The sequence below is a fragment of the Streptacidiphilus jiangxiensis genome (assembly GCF_900109465.1).
Classification (GTDB): Bacteria; Actinomycetota; Actinomycetes; order Streptomycetales; family Streptomycetaceae; genus Streptacidiphilus; species Streptacidiphilus jiangxiensis.
Map to the genome: position 1 here is coordinate 518627 of NZ_FOAZ01000003.1, position 20514 is coordinate 539140.

A 20514-nucleotide genomic window follows, 5' to 3' on the forward strand; every position below is an offset into this window, starting at 1 on the left:
CCTCCGGCCGGGGGGACCCCCATCCCGCCGCCACCCTTGTTCCAGGCGCTTCGCGCCGCACCTCCCGTGACCCGAAAGGGCCGTCCCGTGTCTGACCAGTCCACCGGTGCCACCTACGCCGCCGCCGGCGTCTCCATCGAGGCCGGGGACCTGGCCGTCGAGATGATGAAGAAGTGGGTGGCCAAGGCCACCCGCCCCGAGGTCGTGGGCGGCCTCGGGGGCTTCGCCGGCCTCTTCGACGCCAGCGCGTTCAAGCGCTACGACCGCCCGCTGCTGGCCACGGCCACGGACGGCGTGGGCACCAAGGTGGCCCTGGCCGCGGCCATGGACAAGCACGACACGATCGGCCACGACCTGGTCGGCATGGTCGTCGACGACCTGGTCGTCTGCGGCGCCGAGCCGCTGTTCATGACGGACTACATCTGCGTCGGCAAGGTCCACCCGGAGCGGGTCGCGCAGATCGTCAAGGGCATCGCCGAGGGCTGCGCGCTCGCCGGCTGCGCCCTGGTCGGCGGCGAGACCGCCGAGCACCCGGGCCTGCTCGGCCCGGACGAGTACGACGTGGCGGGCGCGGGCACCGGCGTGGTCGAGGCGGACCGGCTGCTGGGCGCGGAGCGCGTGCGCGCCGGCGACGTGGTCATCGCGATGGCGGCGTCCGGTCTGCACAGCAACGGCTACTCGCTGGTCCGGCACGTCCTGCTGAAGGAAGCCGGCTGGCAGCTGGACCGGGAGGTCCCGGAGTTCGGCCGCACCCTCGGCGAGGAGCTGCTGGAGCCCACCCGGATCTACTCGCTGGACTGTCTGGCGCTGACCCGCGCCGCCGAGATCCACGCCTTCTCCCACGTCACCGGCGGCGGCCTGGCGGCCAACCTGGCCCGCGTCATCCCGAGCCACCTGCACGCGCGCCTGGACCGCGGCACGTGGACGCCGATGCCGGTGTTCCAGACGGTGGCCGAGGTGGGCCGCATGGAGACGCTGGAGATCGAGAAGACGCTCAACATGGGCATCGGCATGGTCGCCGTCGTCCCGCAGGAGTCCGTGGACGCCGTCCTGGCGGTCCTGGAGGACCGCGACGTGGAGGCCTGGATCCTGGGCGACATCGTCGACCGTGCGGGCGACTACGCCAAGGCTGAGGGCGCCGCGCTGTACGGCGCGTACGCGTAACCCTCAGGGGCGCGAGGAACGGCGCGAGGAACCACCGCGTGCGGATGGCCCTGAACGTTCAGGACCATCCGCACAGGTGGCTTGTCGCGCCGTTCCTCGCGCCCCTGAGGTGCAACTGAACCAACGACGAAGGGCCGACCCAGCTTCGCTGGATCGGCTTCGTCGTATTCAGGGTGTGGTGACGTCAGGCTCGTTTGCGCGAGGGACTCTCGTCAACGTCCTCGTCGTCGTCCACGTCGTTGTACAGCTGTGCGTACGAGGCGTAAGGATCGTCGTCCTCGTCCTCGTCGTCCTCGAACGGTTCCGGATTGACCGTGTCGCTCGTGTCCGACACGCCCAGCTCATTAGCCAGGCGTGACGCGTCGAAGCCGCCGCTGTTGTACTTCAGCTGGCGGGCGACCTTTGTCTGCTTGGCCTTGGCCCGGCCGCGCCCCATGGCTCGACCCCCTCAACGACGGAGCCCTTGGCCCCGAGTCTTGTCACGCGTTCATGATTCGGAACGGCTCCTCGCCGAAGATGAGAGAGCCGGTCCTTAGAGCAACAACGGTACCTGCTTCCAGCGCCGTACGGTACGCCGCCTGTGCGACGTGGCGCATGCCACCCCGGGTTGTGACCATATTGATGCAGGTCAAGGCCACAAAAAGGGGCATGGAAGGCGCCTTGGGCCGCGCGTCCCAAGTGACCGTTCCGACACGATTATCCCCCGTACGGGCAAGGGGTATCCCCCGGACGGGGGCGTCAGGTGAGAACGCCGTTCCCGTCCGGGGGCCCTGCGCGGAGCTGTGGGGGAGCTGTCGGTCCTAACGCGAGCGCGGCAGGAGGATCGTCCGGAGGCGGCCGACCTCGGCCATCCGACGCTCGGCGAGGCGGTCCGCGGCGACGGCCGGCGGGACGCCGTCCGAGTCGGCGAGGGCGAAGATCTCCAGGGTGGTGTCGAAGATCTTCGAGGCCTTGGCCTTGGCCCGGTCGAAGTTGAAGCCCTCGATCTCGTCCGCCACCTGGATCACGCCACCGGCGTTGATCACGTAGTCGGGCGCGTAGAGGATGCCGCGGTCCGCCAGGTCCTTCTCCACGCCGGGGTGCGCCAGCTGGTTGTTGGCGGCACCGGCGACGATCTTCGCGGTCAGCGCGGGGACGGTCTCGTCGTTCAGCGCGCCACCGAGCGCGCAGGGGGCGTAGACGTCCAGGTTCGCGCGGATCAGCGCGTCGGTGTCGGCGGCGACCTCGACGCCCGGGTGCGCGGCGCGCACGCGGTTGACCGCGTCCTCGCGCACGTCCGTGATGACGACCTGCGCGCCGTCCTCGATCAGGTGCTCGACCAGGTAGTGGCCGACCTTGCCGATGCCCGCCACGCCGACCCGGCGACCCTCGAGGGAGGGGGAGCCCCACTTGTGCTGCGCGGCGGCGCGCATGCCCTGGAAGACGCCGAAGGAGGTGAGGACCGAGGAGTCGCCGGCGCCGCCGTACTCGGGGGAGCGGCCGGTGACGAAGTCGCACTCGCGGGCGATGACGTCCATGTCGGCGACGTAGGTGCCCACGTCGCAGGCCGTCACGTAGCGGCCGTTCAGCGACTGCACGAAGCGGCCGTAGGCGCGCAGCAGTGCCTCAGTCTTGATCTTGGTCGGGTCGCCGATGATGACGGCCTTGCCGCCGCCCAGGTCGAGGCCGGCCATGGCGTTCTTGTAGGACATGCCACGCGAGAGGTTGAGGGCGTCCTGGACGGCCTCCTCCTCGGTCGCGTAGGGGTGGAACCGGGTTCCGCCGAGGGCGGGGCCCAGAGCGGTGGAGTGGATCGCGATGACGGCCTTCAGGCCGGTGTCGCGGTCGTGGCACAGGACGACCTGCTCATGGCTGTCGCCGGGCGCCGCATTGGGGTCTGTCGCGAAGATCCGGCTGAGTACGCCGGAACGCTCACTGACATCGGTCACGGTGGTGACTCCATTGTCGACGTGCGTCCGCTGTCTGTGGTGCGGACGTTCTGTGTGAAGCGTAGGTCCGCCGCGACGTCGCGCGGTACGGGGTCCCAGCAGGCGGACCCGGCACGGCGGGTCGGGCAGGCCACGGGCGGCCCCGGCGGGAGCGGACCCGGGGCTTCCGGGGCGCCGGGGGCGTCCGGCATGCGACGATGCCAAGGTGCCTACGCTGCGGACCTCGGTACATCCTCCCTATGCCGCCTACTTGCGCGTCTACGAGCCCCTGGCCGCCTTCGCGGAGCCGGAACGCTCGTACTGGCAGAGCTACGCCGCCGAGGGCCCGCGGCTCGGTGCCGTCGACGAGCACCGGGCCCGGCTGGCCGATCTGACCGCGGTGCCGCCCCTGGCCGTGCCCGAGCAGGAGAGCCGCGACGCCTTCGTGCACGAGGCCGACGGCGTCCTCTACCTCTGCCCCTGGCGGACCCGGCTGCGCAGTTGGCTGGCCCTGTCGGAGCTGACGGACGAGCTGCCGCCGTCGCTGCTGGACGCGGTCGTACCGCCGGTGGTGCGGGCGCAGGCCGAGTCGGACTGGGACCGCTGGCGCGCCCAGCACCCCGACGGCCGCCCGTGGATCCTCACCAGCACCTGGAGCATCCCGGTGCGCTGGTTCCTGCTCTTCGCGGAGGAGGAGCGCGAGTACATCCCCGCCGGGACGGAGACCGAGGTCGAGGGTGTGGTCGAGGCCCCCGGGCACGAGGACGGTGACGGACCCGGGTCCTCGGCCGACGCGCGGGAGGAGAGCACCGGCGTGAAGCGGAGCTCCGCGCCGGTGCTGCGCTACCGGACGCCGATGGCCCAGGCCCGGCGCCGGGTTGCCCGCGGCTTCCGGGTGCTGCGCGAGACCCTGGACGCCGGCCCGCTGGTCGACGGCGTCGAGGAGGTCGGCCGCTGGCTGGAGGAGTTCCACCCGCGCTCGCTGGTGGAGCTGGACTACGGCGGCCTGGTGCACGCGATCCCGGAGCAGCGGCTGGTCGCGGACCGGTCCGCGGAGGAGGTGGCCGAGGGCGTGGCCGCGTTGCGCGAGGGCGACCCGGTCCGGGCCGGGCGCTACTACCGGGCGCTCACCGAGCGCTGGCGCCGGGTCCAGGAGCTCCAGTTCGCGAACTGAGACGGGAGCCCCCGCACCCGTCTCACGCGGCCCGGCGGGGCCGTCCAGCGGCCTGTCACCACGGCCAATGGTCACAGCATCAGCACAGCTCAGAGGCGGGTCGGCGACGACGGATGGGTCTACGCGCGTCCAGCCCTGGCGGAGATCCGCCACGACCGATCACGCCATGGACGGCCGACGGACCAGTCGGACATGCGTGGCACCATCTCCTCAGACGTCACAGGGGCGCTTATCCCGTCTCCACATGGGACCTAGGTCCCAGATCGGGTCAATCCCCCATCAACGTGACGTGACTCACCGTTGACGCGAAGGTCGCACTGGGTGTCAAAATAGGACAACCAGCCTCACTGCGGACCCACTCTGCCCACGTAAGAGTGGATCTGCGGACATTGAGGGCCTTCGCGGGGGAAGCGGGGGTTCCTGATGCCGTAACTGGGGGTCGCTTTGCGGTGACTGTCCGTTATGGCATGGTCCATCGTCATCCGTGGAGCTTGGCCCCTGAGGGGTCAATTCCCCCGGTTTGGCTGATTGGACTGGACGGATGGTGTAGTTGTAGTGCCAAGGACAAGCCGTTCGTCCTATTACCGACTTGGTAGCCGGTGGCCATTTCGGACATCGCACACCAAGGTGCAGAATTTCTAGGAAAGAACCGTGTTGGTTCGGTTCTCCCGAGGAGGCCGCTCATGACCGCTCGTACCCCTGATGCCGAACCCCTGCTGACGCCGGCCGAGGTCGCCACCATGTTCCGCGTTGACCCGAAGACGGTCACTCGCTGGGCCAAGGCTGGCAAGCTCACCTCGATCCGGACGCTGGGGGGTCACCGCCGCTACCGCGAGGCGGAGGTGCGCGCCCTGCTTGCGGGTATTCCGCAGCAGCGCACGGAGGCCTGAGAGGGCTTCGAGTACAGCTTTGAACTGCATCGGACTCCGCCGGGTCCGATGCAGTTCTTTTTGTTTTCCGGAATTAGCTTTTCTACATGTGCAATTGTATATATAAAATGAGCGGTCGCTCGGACGCCCCGAACGTGAGCAGGGATCAAGAAAAGTTAAGTGACTCGCGTCACACCCGTTGCAGGCGCCTCGTGCGGCCTCGTGCGCGCCGCGTCCAATGGCGGCGCAAACAGATCAGCCCGGATCCGAGCGGATCCGGGCTGATCATGCAAAGCGACCTCGACGGGACTTGAACCCGCGACCTCCACCTTGACAGGGTGGCGAGCTAACCAACTGCTCCACGAGGCCTCGCTGCGAGACAGACTCTACTGCATCCTGGCGGGCGCGGTCGAATCGCCCTTCGAGTCAGCGCGCGGCGTTGAGCAGGACGCCTGCGGCGTAGGTGATCGCCATGGCGAGCGAGCCGCCCGCGACGTTCCGGATCACCGCCGGCGCGATCCGTGCCTTCCCCAGGCGCGCACTCAGCCACCCGCACACGACGAGCGCGGCGATCACCGCCGCGACCGTCACCGGCACCCGGGCGTCCGCGGGCGGCAGCACGATCGCCAACAGCGGCAGCATCGCGCCCACGGTGAAGGCGAGGAACGAGGCCCAGGCGGCGTGCCACGGGTTCGTCAGCTCCTCCGGGTCGATGCCCAGCTCCGTCTCGGCGTGTGCGGCCAGCGCGTCGTGGGCGGTCAGCTGGACCGCGACCTCGTGTGCGAGCTCGCGGTCCAGCCCCTTGGCCATGTAGAGCCCCGTCAGCTCCTCCAGTTCCGCGTCCGGGGTCCTGGCGAGCTCGCGGCGCTCCATCTCCAGCGCGGCCTGCTCGGAGTCCCGCTGGGTGCTGACGGAGACGTACTCGCCCGCGGCCATCGACAGGGATCCCGCGAGCAGGCCGGCCAGGCCGGCCGTCAGCAGCTCGCTCGCCGACCCCGCGGCTCCCGCGACGCCCACGACGAGACCTGCGGTCGACACCACGCCGTCGTTCGCCCCGAGCACGCCGGCCCGCAGCCAGTTCAGCCGCGCCCCGAGATCCCCCTGATGATGCGGCTCGCCCGAGTGGGCCCCGCCCGGTCCCGCAGGGGGCTGCTGATCGTTGCTCACGCTCGCAGTCTTTTCCACTTTCGCCCGGAAGGCACCTCCAGTGGCGCGAGGAACTGCGCGACAACCCAACCGGTGCGGTCAGATCCCGAGCGCGCAGGGCATCCGCCTCCGGAGGGTTGCTCGCGCAGTGCCTCGCGCAGTTCCTCCGCCCCAGAGGGTCGCTGCAACCGGCCGCCTGCGGGCATGCGCTGCGCCGAACGAGTGGCGGCGCTTTGGCTCCCCGGGCGGGGGCCCGGTAGACGTGGGGCGTGGCACAGCTGCTGGATCCCGCGAGGATCTCCTCACGCACCGGTTGGGGCGCCGCGCTGACCGTCGGGGTGGGCGCGCTGCTCCCCGCCGCGCTCGGCTCCGCGCAGGCGCTTGTTCCGGCGAGTGCGTCGCGCGTGCCCAGGCTCGCGCAGGACGCGGTGCTCGCGCGCTTCGGCGCGGTCGGCGCGGGTGGGGCGGTCGTGGCCGGGCGCGGGCGTCTGCGGCTCGTGCCGGGGCCGCTCCCGGCGGTCGCCGCCGCGTGGCCGGTGTCCGTCCCGGCCTCCGCCGCTCCCGCCCCGCCGGTGGACGCCGGTCCCTGTGGGGAGGCCGGCTGGTTCAGCCCGGCGCCCGGTGCCGCGATCAGTCAGGTCTTCGGGGTTCCCGACACCGAGTACGCGGCCGGGTACCACACGGGTGTGGACTTCGCCGTGTTCACCGGCACCCCGCTGCTGGCCGTCGCCGACGCCGTCGTCGAGGTCGCGGGGTGGGGTGGCGCGTACGGCAACTGGATCGTGCTGCGGCTGCCCGACGGCCACTTCGCCCTGTACGCGCACATGTCCCACCTCGACGTGCACACCGGCGACCACGTCGACGCCGGACAGCGGCTGGGGCTCTCGGGGGAGTCGGGGCATGCCCGCGGGCCGCACCTGCACTTCGAGATCCGGACGCAGAACCACTACGGCGCGGTCGTCGACCCGCTGCCGTACCTGCGGTCTCACGGCTGCCGATTCTGACCCCGAAACACGGTCATTAGCTGTCAAATCCGATCAATACGAGTGCAAACTCGCCGGATTCTTGGTGAAGAAGTCGACAAGAGTTTCCGAGCACGCAGGAAACACCCAGTGATCCCCCAGGTAGGCTGCGCTGGGCGTGGACACGGCGAGCCACGCGAGCACACGCACGCAGCCACGGAGCAGGGACCGACCATGAGCCTCACCGGCACGCCGTTCTTCGTCGTCACCCTGGTGGTGATGCTCGCGGCGATGGTCCTGCTGGCCGTCGTCTGGAACCGCATACCCGGGCCGCGCCCGCTGCGGTTCGCCGGACGCATGGGCGCGACGATGTTCAGCCAGGTCGCCGCCGTCGTCGTGGTGCTGGTCTACGTGAACAACACCATGGGCCCGTTCTACGAGAGTTGGCAGGACCTCTTCGGCGAGGACGCGAACCAGTCCGCCACCGCGACCGACCAGGGCGGTGGCTCCGCCACCGGTATCAGCGGCCCGGCGGGCGAGAAGCTGACCTTCAAGACCTACCTCCCGGGCGTGAAGACCACCGTGGCCCACGGGCCGGCGTCGGGGATCACCGGCAGCCTCTACGTGTGGCTGCCGCCGCAGTACGACGACCCGGCCTACGCGCACACCTCCTTCCCCGTCGTGGAGCTGCTGCCCGGCACCCCCGGCACGCCGCAGGCGTGGTTCGGGTCGATGAAGGTGCAGAACACGATCGAGCCGCTGATGGCCGCCGGCAAGGTCAAGCCGGTGATCCTGGTGGCGGCCAAGCTGAACGTCATACCCGGCGGCGTGGACCCGGGCTGCGCGGACGTGCCGGGGCCGGGCGGAGCCCGGACCGCGACCTGGCTCGACAAGGACGTCCCGGACCTGATCGCGGCCAACTTCCGCACCGCCAAGGGCCCGCGCCACTGGGGGATCATGGGCTACTCGGCGGGCGGCTACTGCGCCGTCAATCTGACCGTCCAGCACCCCGGCCGGTACCACGCCGCGGTGAGCCTCTCCGGCTACAACGCCCCCGACTCCCCGCTGGTGACCAGCAACCCGGCCCTGGACAAGGCCAACAACCCCTTCCTGCTGCTCAAGCAGGAGAAGCACCAGCCGGACATCGCCGTTCTCGCGGCCGGCAGCCTCCAGGACCCCGGCACCGTCCCGGCCGCCAAGGCGCTGCTCTCGGTGCTGCACACGCCGGGCCCCAACCAGTTGCTGACGGTCCGGTTCGGCGGTCACACCACCGACGTCTGGCGCACGATGCTGCCCGACGCCCTGATCTGGCTCTCCGCGCGCCTGGGCTGAGCCCCCACGGGTCGGGCGGGGTGAACCCTCAGCGCTTGCGCAGCACCTCCTCGCGCAGCAGCTTGGCGAGACCGGGCCGGGTGTCGACGGTGGCGACGCCCATCGCCGCGCGCACGAACGCGCCCTCGTCCAGCTCCCGCAGCATCGCCGCGGCGAGGTCGGCGCGGGAGGTGAAGACGCCGTCGGCGCTGTCCGGCGCCGTCCGGTAGGCGGTGACGACCGGATGGTCGAACAGACCCGAGGGGCGCACCAGGGTCCACTCCAACGTGTCGGCGGCGATCAGCAGGGCCTCCATCCGACGCATGTCCTCGTGCGCGGTGCGGGCGACGACCCGGTTCACGTACGGGTCCAGCACGTGGTTGAAGAAGAACTCCCCGCTGGGCCGCCAGGCCGGGTCGAGGGCGCTGGAGCTGATCGCCAGCAGGCGTTTGACGCCGTGCCGCGCCATTGCATCGACGGTGCCAGCGATCCCGGACGAGTAGAGCGAGACCGGCGCGCGGCCCGGCTTCGCGCCCAGGGCCGACAGCACCGCGTCGGCACCCTCGACGGCGGCGTCGAGCGCGCCGGGCCGGGTGGCGTCGACGGCGAGGGCGGTGAGGCCGGGACGGGCCGCCAGCGCGTCCGCGCGGCGGGCGACGGCGGTGACGGTGTGGCCGGCGGCGAGGGCCTGGTCGGTGAGGACCCGACCGGTCGGACCGGTGGCGCCGAGGACGACGAGACGCATGAAGGGCTCCTTGCTCGCTTGGGTTCGCCTCTTCCGGACGAGGGCTTGACCGTCGCACCGGGCCGCGCGGATATTCAACACTGATGAATAAAACCGAGGTCCCGGCGCACCGCCCCGCCCGCCGTCGCGGCCGCCCGCACGGGCACGCCAACGGGCACCCGCAGAGCAGGGAGCGCATCCTCGCCGCCGCCGAGCCGCTCTTCCTGGAGCACGGCTACCGCGCGACCACGCTGCGCGCCGTCGCGGCCGCCGCCGACGTCGACGCCGCGCTGATCAGCTATCACTTCGGCTCCAAACGCGGCCTGTTCGCCGAGGTCACGCAGATCGGCTGCGCCCGTGCGCTGGATCTCGGACGGGCACTGACGGGGGATCACGAGGGCCTCGCCGACCGGCTGCTGGTGGTCGTCACCGAGCTGTGGGACGACGCCGAGGTGAACCGCCTGGCCGTGGAGAACGAGGAGGTGATGCGCGTCTTCCGCGAGTACCTGGAGGGCGAGGTGGTCACCCGCCTCGCTGAATTCCTGGGCGGCCGCGACGCCTCCCGGCGTGCGCTCGCCTCGGTGACCCTGATCGGCGGGCTGATCTTCACCCGCTATCTCAACCCGCTGCCGACGGCGGCCGCGCTGCCCTCCGCCGAGGTCCGCCGGATGCTGCGCCCGGCGCTGCGCGCGGCTCTCGCGCCGACGGGCGGGCCGCCCCGCGTGCCCGGCCGGGGTGGGGCCGGTACCGCCCGCACCCCGGTGGGGGTGTATCTGGCACCACCCCCAACTCGGCTGTAGGGGCTACCGATTTCAACGCCCTTTCCCGGAAGGCTGATCACTGTGCCCGAGAGCGGGCCGACAGGGATCGGGAACTCCAGGGGGAGCCATGGCGAGCACGTTCGCACTGCACAGCGGGTCCGCGTTCCAGGGCCGTCCGTCCCGCGCGACCGTCGTCCGGCCCGCTGCCCGCCCCGGCGTCCGCACCGGGCTGCGGGCCGGGCTGCGGGGACGGCGGCTGACGCTGCCGATCGCCCTCGTCGGCATGGGCCTGGCGCTGCTCCCGTGGATGTGCCTGCTCGCCTCGCAGGGCGAGTGGTCCTGGGTCGGCCTGGACGTGCTGGAGGCCACCAGCCTGGTCGCGACCGGTCTGCTGCTGCGCCGCGGCGACGCCCGCGCCGCGCTCACCGCGGCCACGACCGCGGCGCTGCTGCTGACCGACGCCTGGTTCGACGTCACCACCTCGCACGGTGCCGAGCTGGTCCAGGCGTGGGTGCTGGCCCTGCTGCTGGAGCTGCCGATCGCGGCGCTCTGCGGCCGGCTGGCGCTGCGCACCCGCTGAGCGCGGGCGCACCCCCGCCGAGAGTGGCGGTCGGACGGCCGGGCCGGGCGTGGACGGGCGGAGCCGGGGGGCTCCGCGGTCCGCCCGGCTCCGGCGTTTCCGGGGCGCCGGGAGCGAAGTTCCGGCAGCAGCGGTCGGGGTGTCCGAGCACGAGTCAACCGAACGGATGAGTGACGCGTGCCGGTTCCGGGCGTTGATCAGGTCGAAGGCGGCTCCTTACGGTCGCCCGTCCGCAGTCCCGCCCGCCGGAGCACGCCATGTCCGTCACCGTTCCCGCCTCCGACCAGTCCCCCGATGCCACCGCCCCCCGTCCGGCCACCCTGGCGGACGTGCCGGGCTGGTTCCCCGCCACGGACCACCGCCTCTTCTGCTGGCTGCTGGAGCGGCAGCAGGAGCAGGCGATCCCGGGCGACGTCCTGGAGATCGGCGTCTACCTCGGGCGCAGCGCCATCCTGCTGGGCCGGCACGTGCGCGAGGGCGAGACCTTCACGGTCTGCGACCTCTTCGAGTCCGAGGCCGGCGACAGCGCCAACTCCGACGAGATGGACGACAGTTACCGGGAAACCTTGACGCGTCGCGCGTTCGAGGCCAACTACCTCTCCTTCCACGACGCGCTGCCGCGCATCCACCAGGGGCCCAGCGAGCAGCTGGCCACCTCCGGGCTGCTCGAGCCGGCCAGCCAGCGCTTCGTCCACATCGACGCGTCGCACCTGTACCAGCACGTCGCCGCCGACCTCCGCTTCACCCGCGAGGTCCTGCGGGCGGACGGGATCGTCGCCATGGACGACTACCGCTCCGAGCACACGCCCGGGGTGGCCGCGGCCACCTGGGAGGCCGTGCGGCTGCACGGCCTGCGGCCGATCGCGCTCACCTCGCAGAAGTTCTACGGCACCTGGGGCGATCCGGAGCCCGTCCGGCAGGCGCTGATCGAGCAGTGCCGACGCAACGATCCCCGCGCCCCCGACCTGCAGCTCGTCTACGACGAGCAGGTGCCGCGGCTGTGGGCGGGTGCCCTGCCGCCGCAGGAGCAGCCCCGGTCGCGCTGGTTCGCGCAGCACGAGGCCGAGCAGGAGGCGCGCCGCCGGGCGGAGCGTGCCCCGGCCCACCGCGTGCGCGCCCTGGCGCGCCACCTCGTCGTCGAGTTCACGCCCCCGATCGCGGTCCGCTCCCTGCGTCGCCTGCTCGCTCACCGGCACGCCGGCAAGGGGTGACGCCCGCCCGTCGCGTCGGGGCGGCGGGCCGGCTCCCGCTGCCGGTGGAGCGGGGGATACTTCGCGTATGCGCGCCGACCGGCTCCTCTCACTGCTGCTGCTCCTGCAGAACCGGGGCCGGATGACGGCCCAGCAGCTCGCCGAGGAGCTGGAGGTCTCCGTCCGGACGGTCTACCGGGACGTCGAGGCGCTCAGCGCGTCCGGTGTGCCCGTCGTCGCCGAGGCCGGCCACTTCGGCGGCTACCGTCTCCTCGACGGCTACCGCACCCGCCTCACCGGGCTGACGGCGGAGGAGGCCCAGGCCGCGTTCCTTGCCGCGCTGCCCGGCCCGGCCGCGGAGCTCGGCCTCGGCGCGGCCCTCGCCGCCGCCCAGCTCAAGCTCCGCGCCGCCCTGCCCGATCCGCTGCGGGAGCAGGCGGACGCCATCCGCGAGCGGTTCCTCCTCGACGCCCCCGGCTGGTACGACGACCGCGCCGAGGCCCTGCCGCAGCTGCCCGCCGTGGCCGCGGCCGTATGGGAGCGGCGGGTGCTCGACGTCCGCTACCGGCGCTGGAAGGCGCCGGAGGAGGTCGACCGACGGTTGGAGCCGCACGGCCTCGTCCTCAAGGCGGGCCGCTGGTATCTCGTCGCGCGCTGCGAGGGTTCGCTGCGCACCTACCGCGTCGACCAGATCCTGGCGCTCCGCCCCCTCGACGAGACCTTCACGCCCGGCCCCGACTTCGACCTCGCCGCCCACTGGCGCGCCCACCTCGCCGACTTCCACGCACGCCGCCACACGGCAGAGGCCGTGCTCCGTCTCTCACCCCGGGGCGTCGCCCGCGCCCGCACCCACCTCGACGCGGCCGTCTCCGCCGCCGTCGCCACCACCGGCACACCCGCCCCGGACGGCTGGACCGTGGCCACCATCCCCATCGAGTCCGTCGACCACGCCCACGACTCCCTCCTCGTCCTCGGCGCGGACGCCGAGGTCCTCTCCCCGCCGGCCCTGCGCGCCCGCCTCACGGAGACGGTCCGGGCCCTGGCCGAGCGCTACCGGCCGGAGGGTGAGGCGGGTCCTGGGGTCGCCTCATGGACCGCTGACCTGGGGTGAAACGGTATTCGAGGCTTGTCGGGCGCCTAGGGCCCTGCGATGATGGGCCGCTTGCGAACGAGCCTGGGGGTGGGCCATGTTGGAGGCGCTGGGCCTGTCGGTGCATGGGGTGGCGGTCTATCAGGCGCTGCTGGATGAGCCGGGCAGTGGCATCGATCAGTTGGCTGCACGGTGCGGTCTGACGGCACAGCAGGTCAGCGCCGGTTTCGACGAGCTCGCCGACCTGATGCTGCTCCGCGCTTCTGACGACCACCCGGGCCAGATGAGGGCCGTCAGCCCCGAACTCGGCCTCGCCGACATGCTGGCCCGACAGGAGGCCGAACTCGCCGCCCGGCAGGCCCAGCTGGCTCTGTCGCGGGCTGCGGTGACGCGGATGGTCGCAGAGCGCGCCGTGACACGTTCCGACGGCGGGGAACGTTTGGTGGGTATGGACGCCATCCGGGCCCGGCTGGAGCAGCTGTGCGCGGTCGCGCACACCGAGATCATCGGCGTCCAGCCCGGCGTCCAGCGCCCGGAGGACCTTGACGCTGGAGAGGAGCACGATTTCCAGGCGCTGGCCCGCGGCGTCGGGATGCGCACCCTGTACCAGGACATTGTTCGCAACCACGCGCACGTCTTCACCTACGCACATCGCCTGCTGAACCTCGGCGGTGAGGTTCGGACGGCGCCGGTGATCCCGCAGCGCGTGGTCATCGTGGACCGCGCGCAGGCGCTCGTGCCCGTAGACCCAACCGACACCCGCAAGGGCGCTCTCCACGTGACCGAGCCCGGCATCGTCGCGGCGTTGCTCGACTGCTTCGAGCAGGCCTGGAACACCGCCGTCCCCCTCGGGGCTGTCCACTCCGAGGATCCGACGACGGGCCTGTCCGGCACCGAGCGCGAACTGCTGCGCCTGCTCGGCACCGGCCTGACTGACGAGGCGACGGGCCAGCGCCTGGGCCTGTCGGTTCGCACGGTCCGCCGCCACATGGCTTCGATCATGGAACGCCTTGGCGCCACCAGCCGCTTCGAGGCCGGCCTCAAGGCCGCCCAGCACGGCTGGCTGTGAGACGCGGATGGTTGCCACAGGTAGCAGAAAGCCCCTGCTCGATCATCGAGCGGGGGCTTCTGCTGGTCGAACAAGGTGGCCAGGGCCGAGGCCGAACCGGCGACCTCCCGCTTTTCGGGCTGCCCTTTGACGTGGCCGGGCAACCGGGCCTCGGTCAGGCCCCGCCCACAGCGGTTGCTGTGGAGGGGTCAGCTGTTCGCGATCTTCAGGATCTCGCTCTGGTTGGCGATGGGGCCGCGGGTGGGGGTCCAGGCCATGGCGTCGAGGTAGGCCTTGGTGGTGCTGCCCACGACGGTGTCGTAGCCGGTCAGGCGCACTCGGAGGTGGAAGGTGTGGGAGGCGCCGTTGGCCAGGCCGGTCAGCGTCGGGATGGCCTGGTTCTTGCCCAGGGTGACCCAGTGGCCGTTCTTGAGGACCTGGATGTCGGCGCTCGCAGAGCCGAGTGTGTAGACCTTGCCCTTGACGGTGTAGGCGCCGAAGTCGAGCTGCTCGCCGATCGGAAGGCTGAGGCGTGCCCCGCTGTGGTTGGTGACGGTGAGGTCGACGTTCTCGAACCTGCCGAGAGCCAGGGTGGAGGCACCCTTGAACGAGACGGTCACGGGGCCGCCGGTGGGGGTCCTGCCGACCTTGAGGGTGAGGGTCTGGCCCGCCGTGATGCGCTGGTCGGGGGTCAGGGTGTCGACGCTGAGCCGCAGGGCGTTGTCGTTCGCCTGCCAGGTGGCGCCGGCCGCGACGGAGACCTTCCACGTGTAGCTGGCATGGGCGGGGAGGGTGAAGTAGGAGTCGAACACCTTGCCGCCCTTGGGCATGATGGCGCCGAGGATCCCGCCGTCCTGGGGACCGAGCGTGAGGGCGGTCGCGGGGGCATGGACGGCGGTGACGCCGAGCTTGACGTCGGAGCGGATCAGGCCGAGCGCGCCCTGCGCCTTGCCGAGCAGGGTGGGCTCGAAGGCCTGGGCCTTGCCGGTGGTGTTGGTAGCCGTGATGGTGAAGGTCTCCGCCGAGCCGCCGGGGAGGAGCGGGCCGTGCGGCGCCGGGGCGCCGAGGGTGATCTTGACGGCCGGCTGCGGGCCGGATGCCGTGGTGGAGGCGTTGGCGGCGGCGGGAACGACGGCGGCGCCCACGGAGAGCGCGGCGACGGCCGCAGCGGTGAGGGTGGTCTTGCGGGACATGCGGGACAGGCGGGACGCGACGGTACGCATGGCTGTGTTGATCCTCATCGGATGGGCACCGGACGGTGCAAGGTGGAAGGAGAAGACTCAGAGGGCGCGGTCGACCCGGTCGCTGGCGGGGGTCGGCTGCAGGTACCGCCGTTGGAGCAGCGGTGAGGCGGCGTGCGAGCGCCGAAGGAGCGCGGCGGCCCGGTGCACGGGGCCGGGTGTGGAGCAGGAGCGCAGGAACAGGAGCAGGTCGAGCCGGTGGGGACCGGGTCGCGCTCTGGCGTGTTCCAGGCGGTCCTCGGGGTGGGCGTGGGCCCACAGCACGTCGAGGACCTCGTTGGCCTCGCCAGGTCCGGCCGCCGGCGCGGTCGGGTCGCGCTCGAAGCTGGCGTAGACGATGTCCAAGGGCGTCAGCTGCCCGGTGGTCGTGTTGTGCGATGGAGGTCGGTCACAGAAGCAGTCCTTGTCTCCGGGCCCGGTCAGGGCTTCCTCCGGGGCTGCTCCCGGCCGGTGATCAAAGCTTTGCCGAGCCGGTGATCTGCGGGAAAGGGGGTTCGGGCGGCATCAAGATGCGTGGCAGCTTGCGGTCATGTGAACATGCTCCTGCCAAAGACTCGTTCTGGGCCTTGAGGGCGTCTCATATGCGTCTGACCTGGGGCGAAGCGGCTGTCGAGGCTTGTCGGGTGTGGTCGGCCCTGCGATGATGGGCCGCTCGCGAACGGGCCTGGGGGTGGGCGATGTTGGAGGCGCTGGGCCTGTCGGCGCAGGGGGCGATGGTCTATCGGGCGCTGCTGGATGAGCCGGGCAGTGGCATCGAGCAGCTGGCCGCACGGTGCGGTTTGACGCCGCAGCAGGTCAGTGCCGGCTTCGACGAGCTCGCCGACCTGATGCTGCTCCGCGCCTCGGGTGACCACCCGGGCCAGATGAGGGCCGTCAGCCCCGAACTCGGCCTCGCCGACATGCTGGCCCGACAGGAAGCCGAACTCGCTGCCCGTCATGCCCAGCTGGCAGCGTCGCGGGCCGCGGTGGCACGCATGGTGGCGGAGCGGGCCGAGAGTCGTTCCGATGGCGGGGAACGCCTGCTGGGCATCGACGCCGTCCGGACCCGGCTTGAACAGCTGTGTACCGGCGCGCGTACCGAGATCACCGGTGCTCACCCCGGCGTCGCCCGCCAGGAGGACCTCGACGCCGCACAGAATTTCCAGGCGCTCAACCGCGGGGTCGCCATGCGCACTCTCTACCAGGACATCGTCCGCAACCATGCACACTTCTTCACCTACGCACACCGCCTGCTCAGCCACGGCGGGGAGGTCCGGACGGCGCCGGTGATCCCGCAACGCGTGGTCATCGTGGACCGCGCGCAGGCGCTGGTTCCACTTGACCCGGCCGACACCCGTAAGGGCGCTCTCCATGTCGCCGAACCCGGCATCGTCGCTGCGCTGCTGGACTGCTTCGAGCAGGCATGGAACACCGCGGTCCCGCTCGGCGCGATCAGCCCGGAGGATCCGGCGACGGGCCTGACCGGCACCGAGCGCGAACTGCTGCGTCTGCTCGGCGCGGGTCTGACCGACGAGGCTGCGGGCCAGCGCCTCGGCCTGTCGGTGCGGACCGTGCGCCGCCACATGGCTTCGATCATGGAACGCCTCGGCGCCACCAGCCGCTTCGAGGCCGGCCTCAAGGCCGCCCAGCGTGGCTGGCTGTGAGGTGCGGCTGATGCCGCGTGCCGCACCCTGTTCAAACGAGTGGCCAGGGGCGGGGTCGAACCGGCGACCGTGAACCACCGCGACGTGCTGCGAGAGTGGTCACCCGGTCGAGACAGCGACCCACGGAGGGGTGTGTTCGGAGGAGTTCGACCCCTACCCAGTCGCCCAGAGAGCTGAGGCTGCCCACGGATGCGGCGCCCGCCCCACGTGGTCCGGGAGGGCGCCGCTGACCAGCCTCTCCGAGCAGCGGACACGAAAAAGCCCCGGTCGGATTACTCCGCACGGGGCTTTCTACTGGTCGAACGAGTGGCCAGGGCCGGGGTCGAACCGGCGACCTTCCGCTTTTCAGGCGGACGCTCGTACCAACTGAGCTACCTGGCCAGGTCTCGCCCCTTGCGGGGGATACCTGAGCGACTCCGACGGGACTTGAACCCGCGACCTCCACCTTGACAGGGTGGCGAGCTAACCAACTGCTCCACGGAGCCAGACGCACAGACTTCGTGCGAAGGCCTTGCTGTACTGCGTGTACTGCTGTTACTGCGTGCCCCCAACGGGATTCGAACCCGTGCTACCGCCTTGAAAGGGCGGCGTCCTGGGCCACTAGACGATGAGGGCTGGTGGTCCGTACCTGTTGCCTTGCGGCCGTCGGGGACGTTCAGAAGCATATGGGATGCGGGCGGGAACACCAAAATCGGTTTCCGGGCGAGTGTCCTTCGGGGCGGCTCGGGGTCACGAGGAGGCGGGGCGCGGCGGTGCTGGAGATGGGTCGGGAGCGGTTCGAGGAGTTGGTCGGGGACGCGCTGGACCGGATTCCGGTCGAGCTCACCCGGTTGATGGACAACGTCGTGATCTTCGTCGAGGACGAGGCGCCGGCCGGAGGGCCCGAGCTGCTCGGGCTGTACGAGGGGACGCCGCTGACCGAGCGGGGCGAGTGGTACGCCGGGGTGCTGCCGGACCGAATCACGGTGTACCGGAATCCGATCCTGCGGATGTGCGCCGACGAGGAGGAGCTCGTGCACGAGGTGGCGGTGACCGTCGCACACGAGATCGGACACCACTTCGGGATTCCCGACGAGCGGCTGCACGAGCTCGGCTACGGCTGAGCCGGCTGAGCCGGCTGAGCGCCACGGCGACGGACGGGCGAGGTTCACCGGTCCGTGGCGCGTCCCGGCGTTGCGTTCGTGTCCGGCACGGCCGTGTCCTTTGTCGCGTCGCCGCCGTTGAGGAGGGCGAGGGCGGGATCCAGGGACGCCAGGCGAGGAAGCGGGGCCGGTCGCGGTGGGCAAGGTCGGAGCGGGGGTGCGCCGGGTCGCGGCGTGGGCGTTGGTGACCGGGGCCGCGGTCGGTGCGGTCGGGTCGCTGGCCGGGTGCATGGAGGTGGGCCCGGCCGTGGCGCCGGTCGGGGCCGGCGGGCCGACGGTCGGTCCGGGCGAGGTGGACGGCTCGCAGGACGGCGTGGGCGCTCATCACGCTGGAGCGCGGCACCACCCGGGGGACCCGCTCGGCCGGGGCTCGGGAGCCCCGAGCCCCGGCGGGAGCGCGGCGCGGCCCAGCGCGGAGGCCACGGCGGTCGTGCCGGTGCCGGTGGCCACCACCCCCGAGGCGACGCCCAGCCAGGGCGGCGCCGGTCGGACGACCCCGCCCGCGCAGCCGAGCTCGGCGCCCACGGCGCAGCCCTCGGCGTCGGCGACGACGGTCACCCCGCCGCCCTCGCCGAGCCCGACGGTGGCGACACCCTCGGCCAGCTCTTCCGCCGGGTGACTCGGCGGGGTAGTGTGGCCTGGTTAGGCGCGTGGTTTGGCGTTGCCCGCCCCATTGCGCTATCTTGGTAGATCGTTGTGTTCATCGCCCGGCGCCGTATTGATTTCAGGCGCACCTGGCGCGTTCCGGTACTCCGTGGCTTACCGCATTGAGGCGGTTTGGGAAATCTGCGGGTGTAGGCGCGTGCCGATATCCGGAAGGTTTTTCATGTCCCTCGTTGACGACGCCCGCTTCGCCATGCCCGAAAACGGCCAGGACGCACAGGATGCGCTGGTCGAGATCGAGGCCGCCGAGGTCGAGGCCGACGCCGCCACCACCGACTCCGCCGAGCAGGCCGCCGAGGTCGAGACCGAGAAGACGGTCACCTTCGGCGACCTGGGTCTGCCGGACGAGATCGTCCGCGGCCTCGCCAAGCACGGTGTGACCACCCCGTTCCCGATCCAGGCCGCGACCATCCCGGACGCGCTGGCCGGCAAGGACGTCCTCGGCCGCGGCCGTACCGGCTCCGGCAAGACGCTGAGCTTCGGCCTGCCGCTGCTGACCCGCCTGGAGCAGGGCCGCACCCGGCCCAAGCGCCCGCGCGGCCTGATCCTGGTCCCGACCCGCGAGCTGGCCATGCAGGTCTCCGACGCGCTGGAGCCCTACGGCAGCGTGCTCGGCCTGAACCTCAAGGTCGTCTGCGGCGGTACCTCCATGCCGAAGCAGATCTGGGCGCTGGAGCGCGGCGTCGACATCCTCGTCGCCACCCCCGGCCGCCTGCGCGACCTGCTCGACCGCGGCGCCTGCACCCTGGACGAGGTCGAGATCGTCGTCCTGGACGAGGCCGACCAGATGGCCGACATGGGCTTCCTGCCCGAGGTCACCGAGATCCTGGACAAGGTCCCGGCCGGCGGCCAGCGGATGCTCTTCTCCGCCACGCTGGAGAACGAGATCGACAGCCTGGTCAAGCGCTACCTGGTCGGCCCGGTCACCCACGAGGTCGACCCGTCCGCCGGCGCGGTCACCACCATGACCCACCACGTCCTGGTCGTGAAGCCCAAGGACAAGGCCCCGGTCACCAACGCCATCGCCGCCCGCAAGGGCCGCACCATCATCTTCGTCCGCACCCAGATGGGCTGCGACCGTGTCGCGGAGCAGCTGCGCGACGCCGGCGTGAAGGCCGACGCGCTGCACGGCGGTATGACCCAGGGCGCGCGTACCCGCACCCTCGGCGACTTCAAGGACGGCTACGTCAACGTCCTGGTCGCCACCGACGTCGCCGCCCGCGGCATCCACGTCGACGGCATCGACCTGGTCCTGAACGTGGACCCGGCCGGTGACCACAAGGACTACCTGCACCGCTCCGGCCGCACCGCGCGTGCCGGCCGCTCCGGCACGGTCGTGACGCTGATCCTGCCGCACCAGCGTCGCTCCACCTTCCGTCTGCTGGAGGACGCCGGTGTCGAGGCCACCCGCCACATCGTCGGCGGCTCCTTCGACGCGGACCTGGTCCGCATCACCGGTGCCCGCTCGCTGACCGGCGTCCAGGCCGACTCCGCGGCCACCCAGGCCGCGCAGGCCGAGCGTGACGTCGTCGCGCTGACCAAGGAGCTGGAGCGGGCCACCCGCCACGCCGCCAACCTCCGCGAGGAGGCCGACCGTCTGGCCGCCCGCGCCGCGGCCGAGCGCGCCGAGCTGGGCCTGGACGACGAGGACACGGACGAGGCCGCCGAGGCGTCGACCGCGACCGTCGAGGAGACCGCGCCCGCGACCGTCGCCGAGACCGGCGACGAGCCGGTCGCCGTCGAGGCCCGCGCCCCGCGCACGGAGCGCTCGGAGCGTTCCTTCTCCAGCCGCGAGGAGCGCAGCCGCGATGACCGCGGTGGCTTCCAGCGTCGTGACGACCGTGGTGGTTTCCAGCGTCGGGACGACCGTGACGGTGGCTTCCGTCGTGACGACCGTCG

At 71.6% G+C, this 20514-nt stretch carries 20 protein-coding genes and 4 tRNA genes; 14 read left to right on the forward strand and 10 right to left on the reverse strand.

Features of this window, described 5'->3' with window-relative positions; genetic code table 11:
- Window positions 1-87 precede the first annotated feature (87 nt).
- Window positions 88-1164 carry a phosphoribosylformylglycinamidine cyclo-ligase gene (gene purM / locus BMY61_RS08640; protein WP_042453758.1) on the forward strand — a complete coding sequence of 359 codons (1077 nt, stop codon included), beginning with the start codon at window positions 88-90 and terminating at the stop codon, window positions 1162-1164.
- 184 nt (window positions 1165-1348) lie between these two features.
- Here the strand turns inward: purM and BMY61_RS08645 are convergent, their stop codons facing one another.
- Together BMY61_RS08645 and BMY61_RS08650 are read right to left on the reverse strand one after the other, a co-directional pair.
- Window positions 1349-1600 carry a DUF3073 domain-containing protein gene (locus BMY61_RS08645; protein WP_042453757.1) on the reverse strand — a complete coding sequence of 84 codons (252 nt, stop codon included), beginning with the start codon at window positions 1598-1600 and terminating at the stop codon, window positions 1349-1351.
- 364 nt (window positions 1601-1964) lie between these two features.
- Window positions 1965-3092, reverse strand: coding sequence for a Glu/Leu/Phe/Val dehydrogenase dimerization domain-containing protein (locus BMY61_RS08650; RefSeq protein WP_042453756.1), 1128 nt, complete (start codon window positions 3090-3092; stop codon window positions 1965-1967).
- A gap of 250 nt (window positions 3093-3342) precedes the next feature.
- Between BMY61_RS08650 and BMY61_RS08655 the strand changes: the two genes are divergently transcribed.
- Entirely contained in the window at window positions 3343-4245 is a 903-nt protein-coding gene (locus BMY61_RS08655; RefSeq protein WP_425314672.1) for a DUF8083 family protein, read from the forward strand.
- A 683-nt stretch (window positions 4246-4928) separates the two neighbouring features.
- Window positions 4929-5135, forward strand: coding sequence for a developmental transcriptional regulator BldC (bldC, locus tag BMY61_RS08660; protein ID WP_033321412.1), 207 nt, complete (start codon window positions 4929-4931; stop codon window positions 5133-5135).
- 274 nt (window positions 5136-5409) lie between these two features.
- Here bldC and BMY61_RS08665 read toward each other — a convergent pair.
- Window positions 5410-5483, reverse strand: a tRNA-Asp gene (locus BMY61_RS08665).
- A 57-nt stretch (window positions 5484-5540) separates the two neighbouring features.
- Window positions 5541-6281 (reverse strand): VIT1/CCC1 transporter family protein, encoded by a 741-nt coding sequence (locus BMY61_RS08670; RefSeq protein ID WP_042453754.1) that lies wholly within the window; start codon window positions 6279-6281, stop codon window positions 5541-5543.
- A gap of 248 nt (window positions 6282-6529) precedes the next feature.
- Here BMY61_RS08670 and BMY61_RS47490 point away from each other — a divergent pair, with 248 nt between their 5' ends.
- The gene (locus BMY61_RS47490) at window positions 6530-7264 is read left to right on the forward strand and encodes a M23 family metallopeptidase (RefSeq protein ID WP_052439091.1); all 735 of its coding nucleotides are present in this window, start codon (window positions 6530-6532) and stop codon (window positions 7262-7264) included.
- 192 nt (window positions 7265-7456) lie between these two features.
- A complete protein-coding gene (locus BMY61_RS08680) occupies window positions 7457-8554 on the forward strand; it encodes an alpha/beta hydrolase (RefSeq protein ID WP_042453753.1) in 1098 nt (365 codons plus the stop codon).
- Between the two features lie 28 nt (window positions 8555-8582).
- Here BMY61_RS08680 and BMY61_RS08685 read toward each other — a convergent pair whose 3' ends face one another.
- Window positions 8583-9278: an NAD(P)-dependent oxidoreductase gene (locus BMY61_RS08685; RefSeq protein ID WP_042453752.1), complete on the reverse strand. Its 696-nt coding sequence runs from the start codon at window positions 9276-9278 to the stop codon at window positions 8583-8585.
- An 83-nt stretch (window positions 9279-9361) separates the two neighbouring features.
- On the opposite strand from BMY61_RS08685, the gene BMY61_RS08690 reads away from it, so the two are divergent.
- From BMY61_RS08690 to BMY61_RS08710, 5 genes are all read left to right on the forward strand, one after another.
- On the forward strand, window positions 9362-10057 hold the full coding sequence (locus BMY61_RS08690) for a TetR/AcrR family transcriptional regulator (RefSeq protein ID WP_042453751.1): 696 nt from the start codon (window positions 9362-9364) through the stop codon (window positions 10055-10057).
- 88 nt (window positions 10058-10145) lie between these two features.
- Window positions 10146-10598, forward strand: a complete 453-nt coding sequence (locus BMY61_RS08695) for a hypothetical protein (protein ID WP_052439090.1) — start codon at window positions 10146-10148, stop codon at window positions 10596-10598.
- A gap of 257 nt (window positions 10599-10855) precedes the next feature.
- Window positions 10856-11809: a class I SAM-dependent methyltransferase gene (locus BMY61_RS08700; RefSeq protein ID WP_082015343.1), complete on the forward strand. Its 954-nt coding sequence runs from the start codon at window positions 10856-10858 to the stop codon at window positions 11807-11809.
- A gap of 67 nt (window positions 11810-11876) precedes the next feature.
- On the forward strand, window positions 11877-12899 hold the full coding sequence (locus tag BMY61_RS08705; RefSeq protein WP_042453750.1) for a helix-turn-helix transcriptional regulator: 1023 nt from the start codon (window positions 11877-11879) through the stop codon (window positions 12897-12899).
- 76 nt (window positions 12900-12975) lie between these two features.
- Window positions 12976-13947 (forward strand): helix-turn-helix transcriptional regulator, encoded by a 972-nt coding sequence (locus BMY61_RS08710; protein ID WP_042453749.1) that lies wholly within the window; start codon window positions 12976-12978, stop codon window positions 13945-13947.
- A 188-nt stretch (window positions 13948-14135) separates the two neighbouring features.
- Here BMY61_RS08710 and BMY61_RS08715 read toward each other — a convergent pair whose 3' ends face one another.
- A complete protein-coding gene (locus BMY61_RS08715) occupies window positions 14136-15149 on the reverse strand; it encodes a hypothetical protein (RefSeq protein ID WP_052439089.1) in 1014 nt (337 codons plus the stop codon).
- A 57-nt stretch (window positions 15150-15206) separates the two neighbouring features.
- Window positions 15207-15512: a hypothetical protein gene (locus tag BMY61_RS08720; RefSeq protein ID WP_052439088.1), complete on the reverse strand. Its 306-nt coding sequence runs from the start codon at window positions 15510-15512 to the stop codon at window positions 15207-15209.
- A gap of 332 nt (window positions 15513-15844) precedes the next feature.
- Here BMY61_RS08720 and BMY61_RS08725 point away from each other — a divergent pair, with 332 nt between their 5' ends.
- Window positions 15845-16810 carry a helix-turn-helix transcriptional regulator gene (locus BMY61_RS08725; RefSeq protein ID WP_042453748.1) on the forward strand — a complete coding sequence of 322 codons (966 nt, stop codon included), beginning with the start codon at window positions 15845-15847 and terminating at the stop codon, window positions 16808-16810.
- Between the two features lie 307 nt (window positions 16811-17117).
- Here the strand turns inward: BMY61_RS08725 and BMY61_RS08730 are convergent.
- The 3 genes from BMY61_RS08730 to BMY61_RS08740 form a co-directional block, all read right to left on the reverse strand.
- A tRNA-Phe gene (locus BMY61_RS08730) sits at window positions 17118-17191 on the reverse strand.
- A gap of 30 nt (window positions 17192-17221) precedes the next feature.
- Window positions 17222-17295: transfer RNA gene (locus BMY61_RS08735), tRNA-Asp, on the reverse strand.
- A gap of 57 nt (window positions 17296-17352) precedes the next feature.
- Window positions 17353-17425: transfer RNA gene (locus tag BMY61_RS08740), tRNA-Glu, on the reverse strand.
- 137 nt (window positions 17426-17562) lie between these two features.
- Between BMY61_RS08740 and BMY61_RS08745 the strand changes: the two genes are divergently transcribed.
- The 3 genes from BMY61_RS08745 to BMY61_RS08755 form a co-directional block, all read left to right on the forward strand.
- Window positions 17563-17913, forward strand: a complete 351-nt coding sequence (locus BMY61_RS08745; RefSeq protein ID WP_042453747.1) for a metallopeptidase family protein — start codon at window positions 17563-17565, stop codon at window positions 17911-17913.
- A gap of 175 nt (window positions 17914-18088) precedes the next feature.
- A complete protein-coding gene (locus BMY61_RS08750) occupies window positions 18089-18571 on the forward strand; it encodes a hypothetical protein (protein WP_052439087.1) in 483 nt (160 codons plus the stop codon).
- Window positions 18572-18778: 207 nt separating this feature from the next.
- Window positions 18779-20514 (forward strand): DEAD/DEAH box helicase (locus BMY61_RS08755; protein ID WP_083555142.1); only part of this gene is annotated, 1736 nt, incomplete at its 3' end.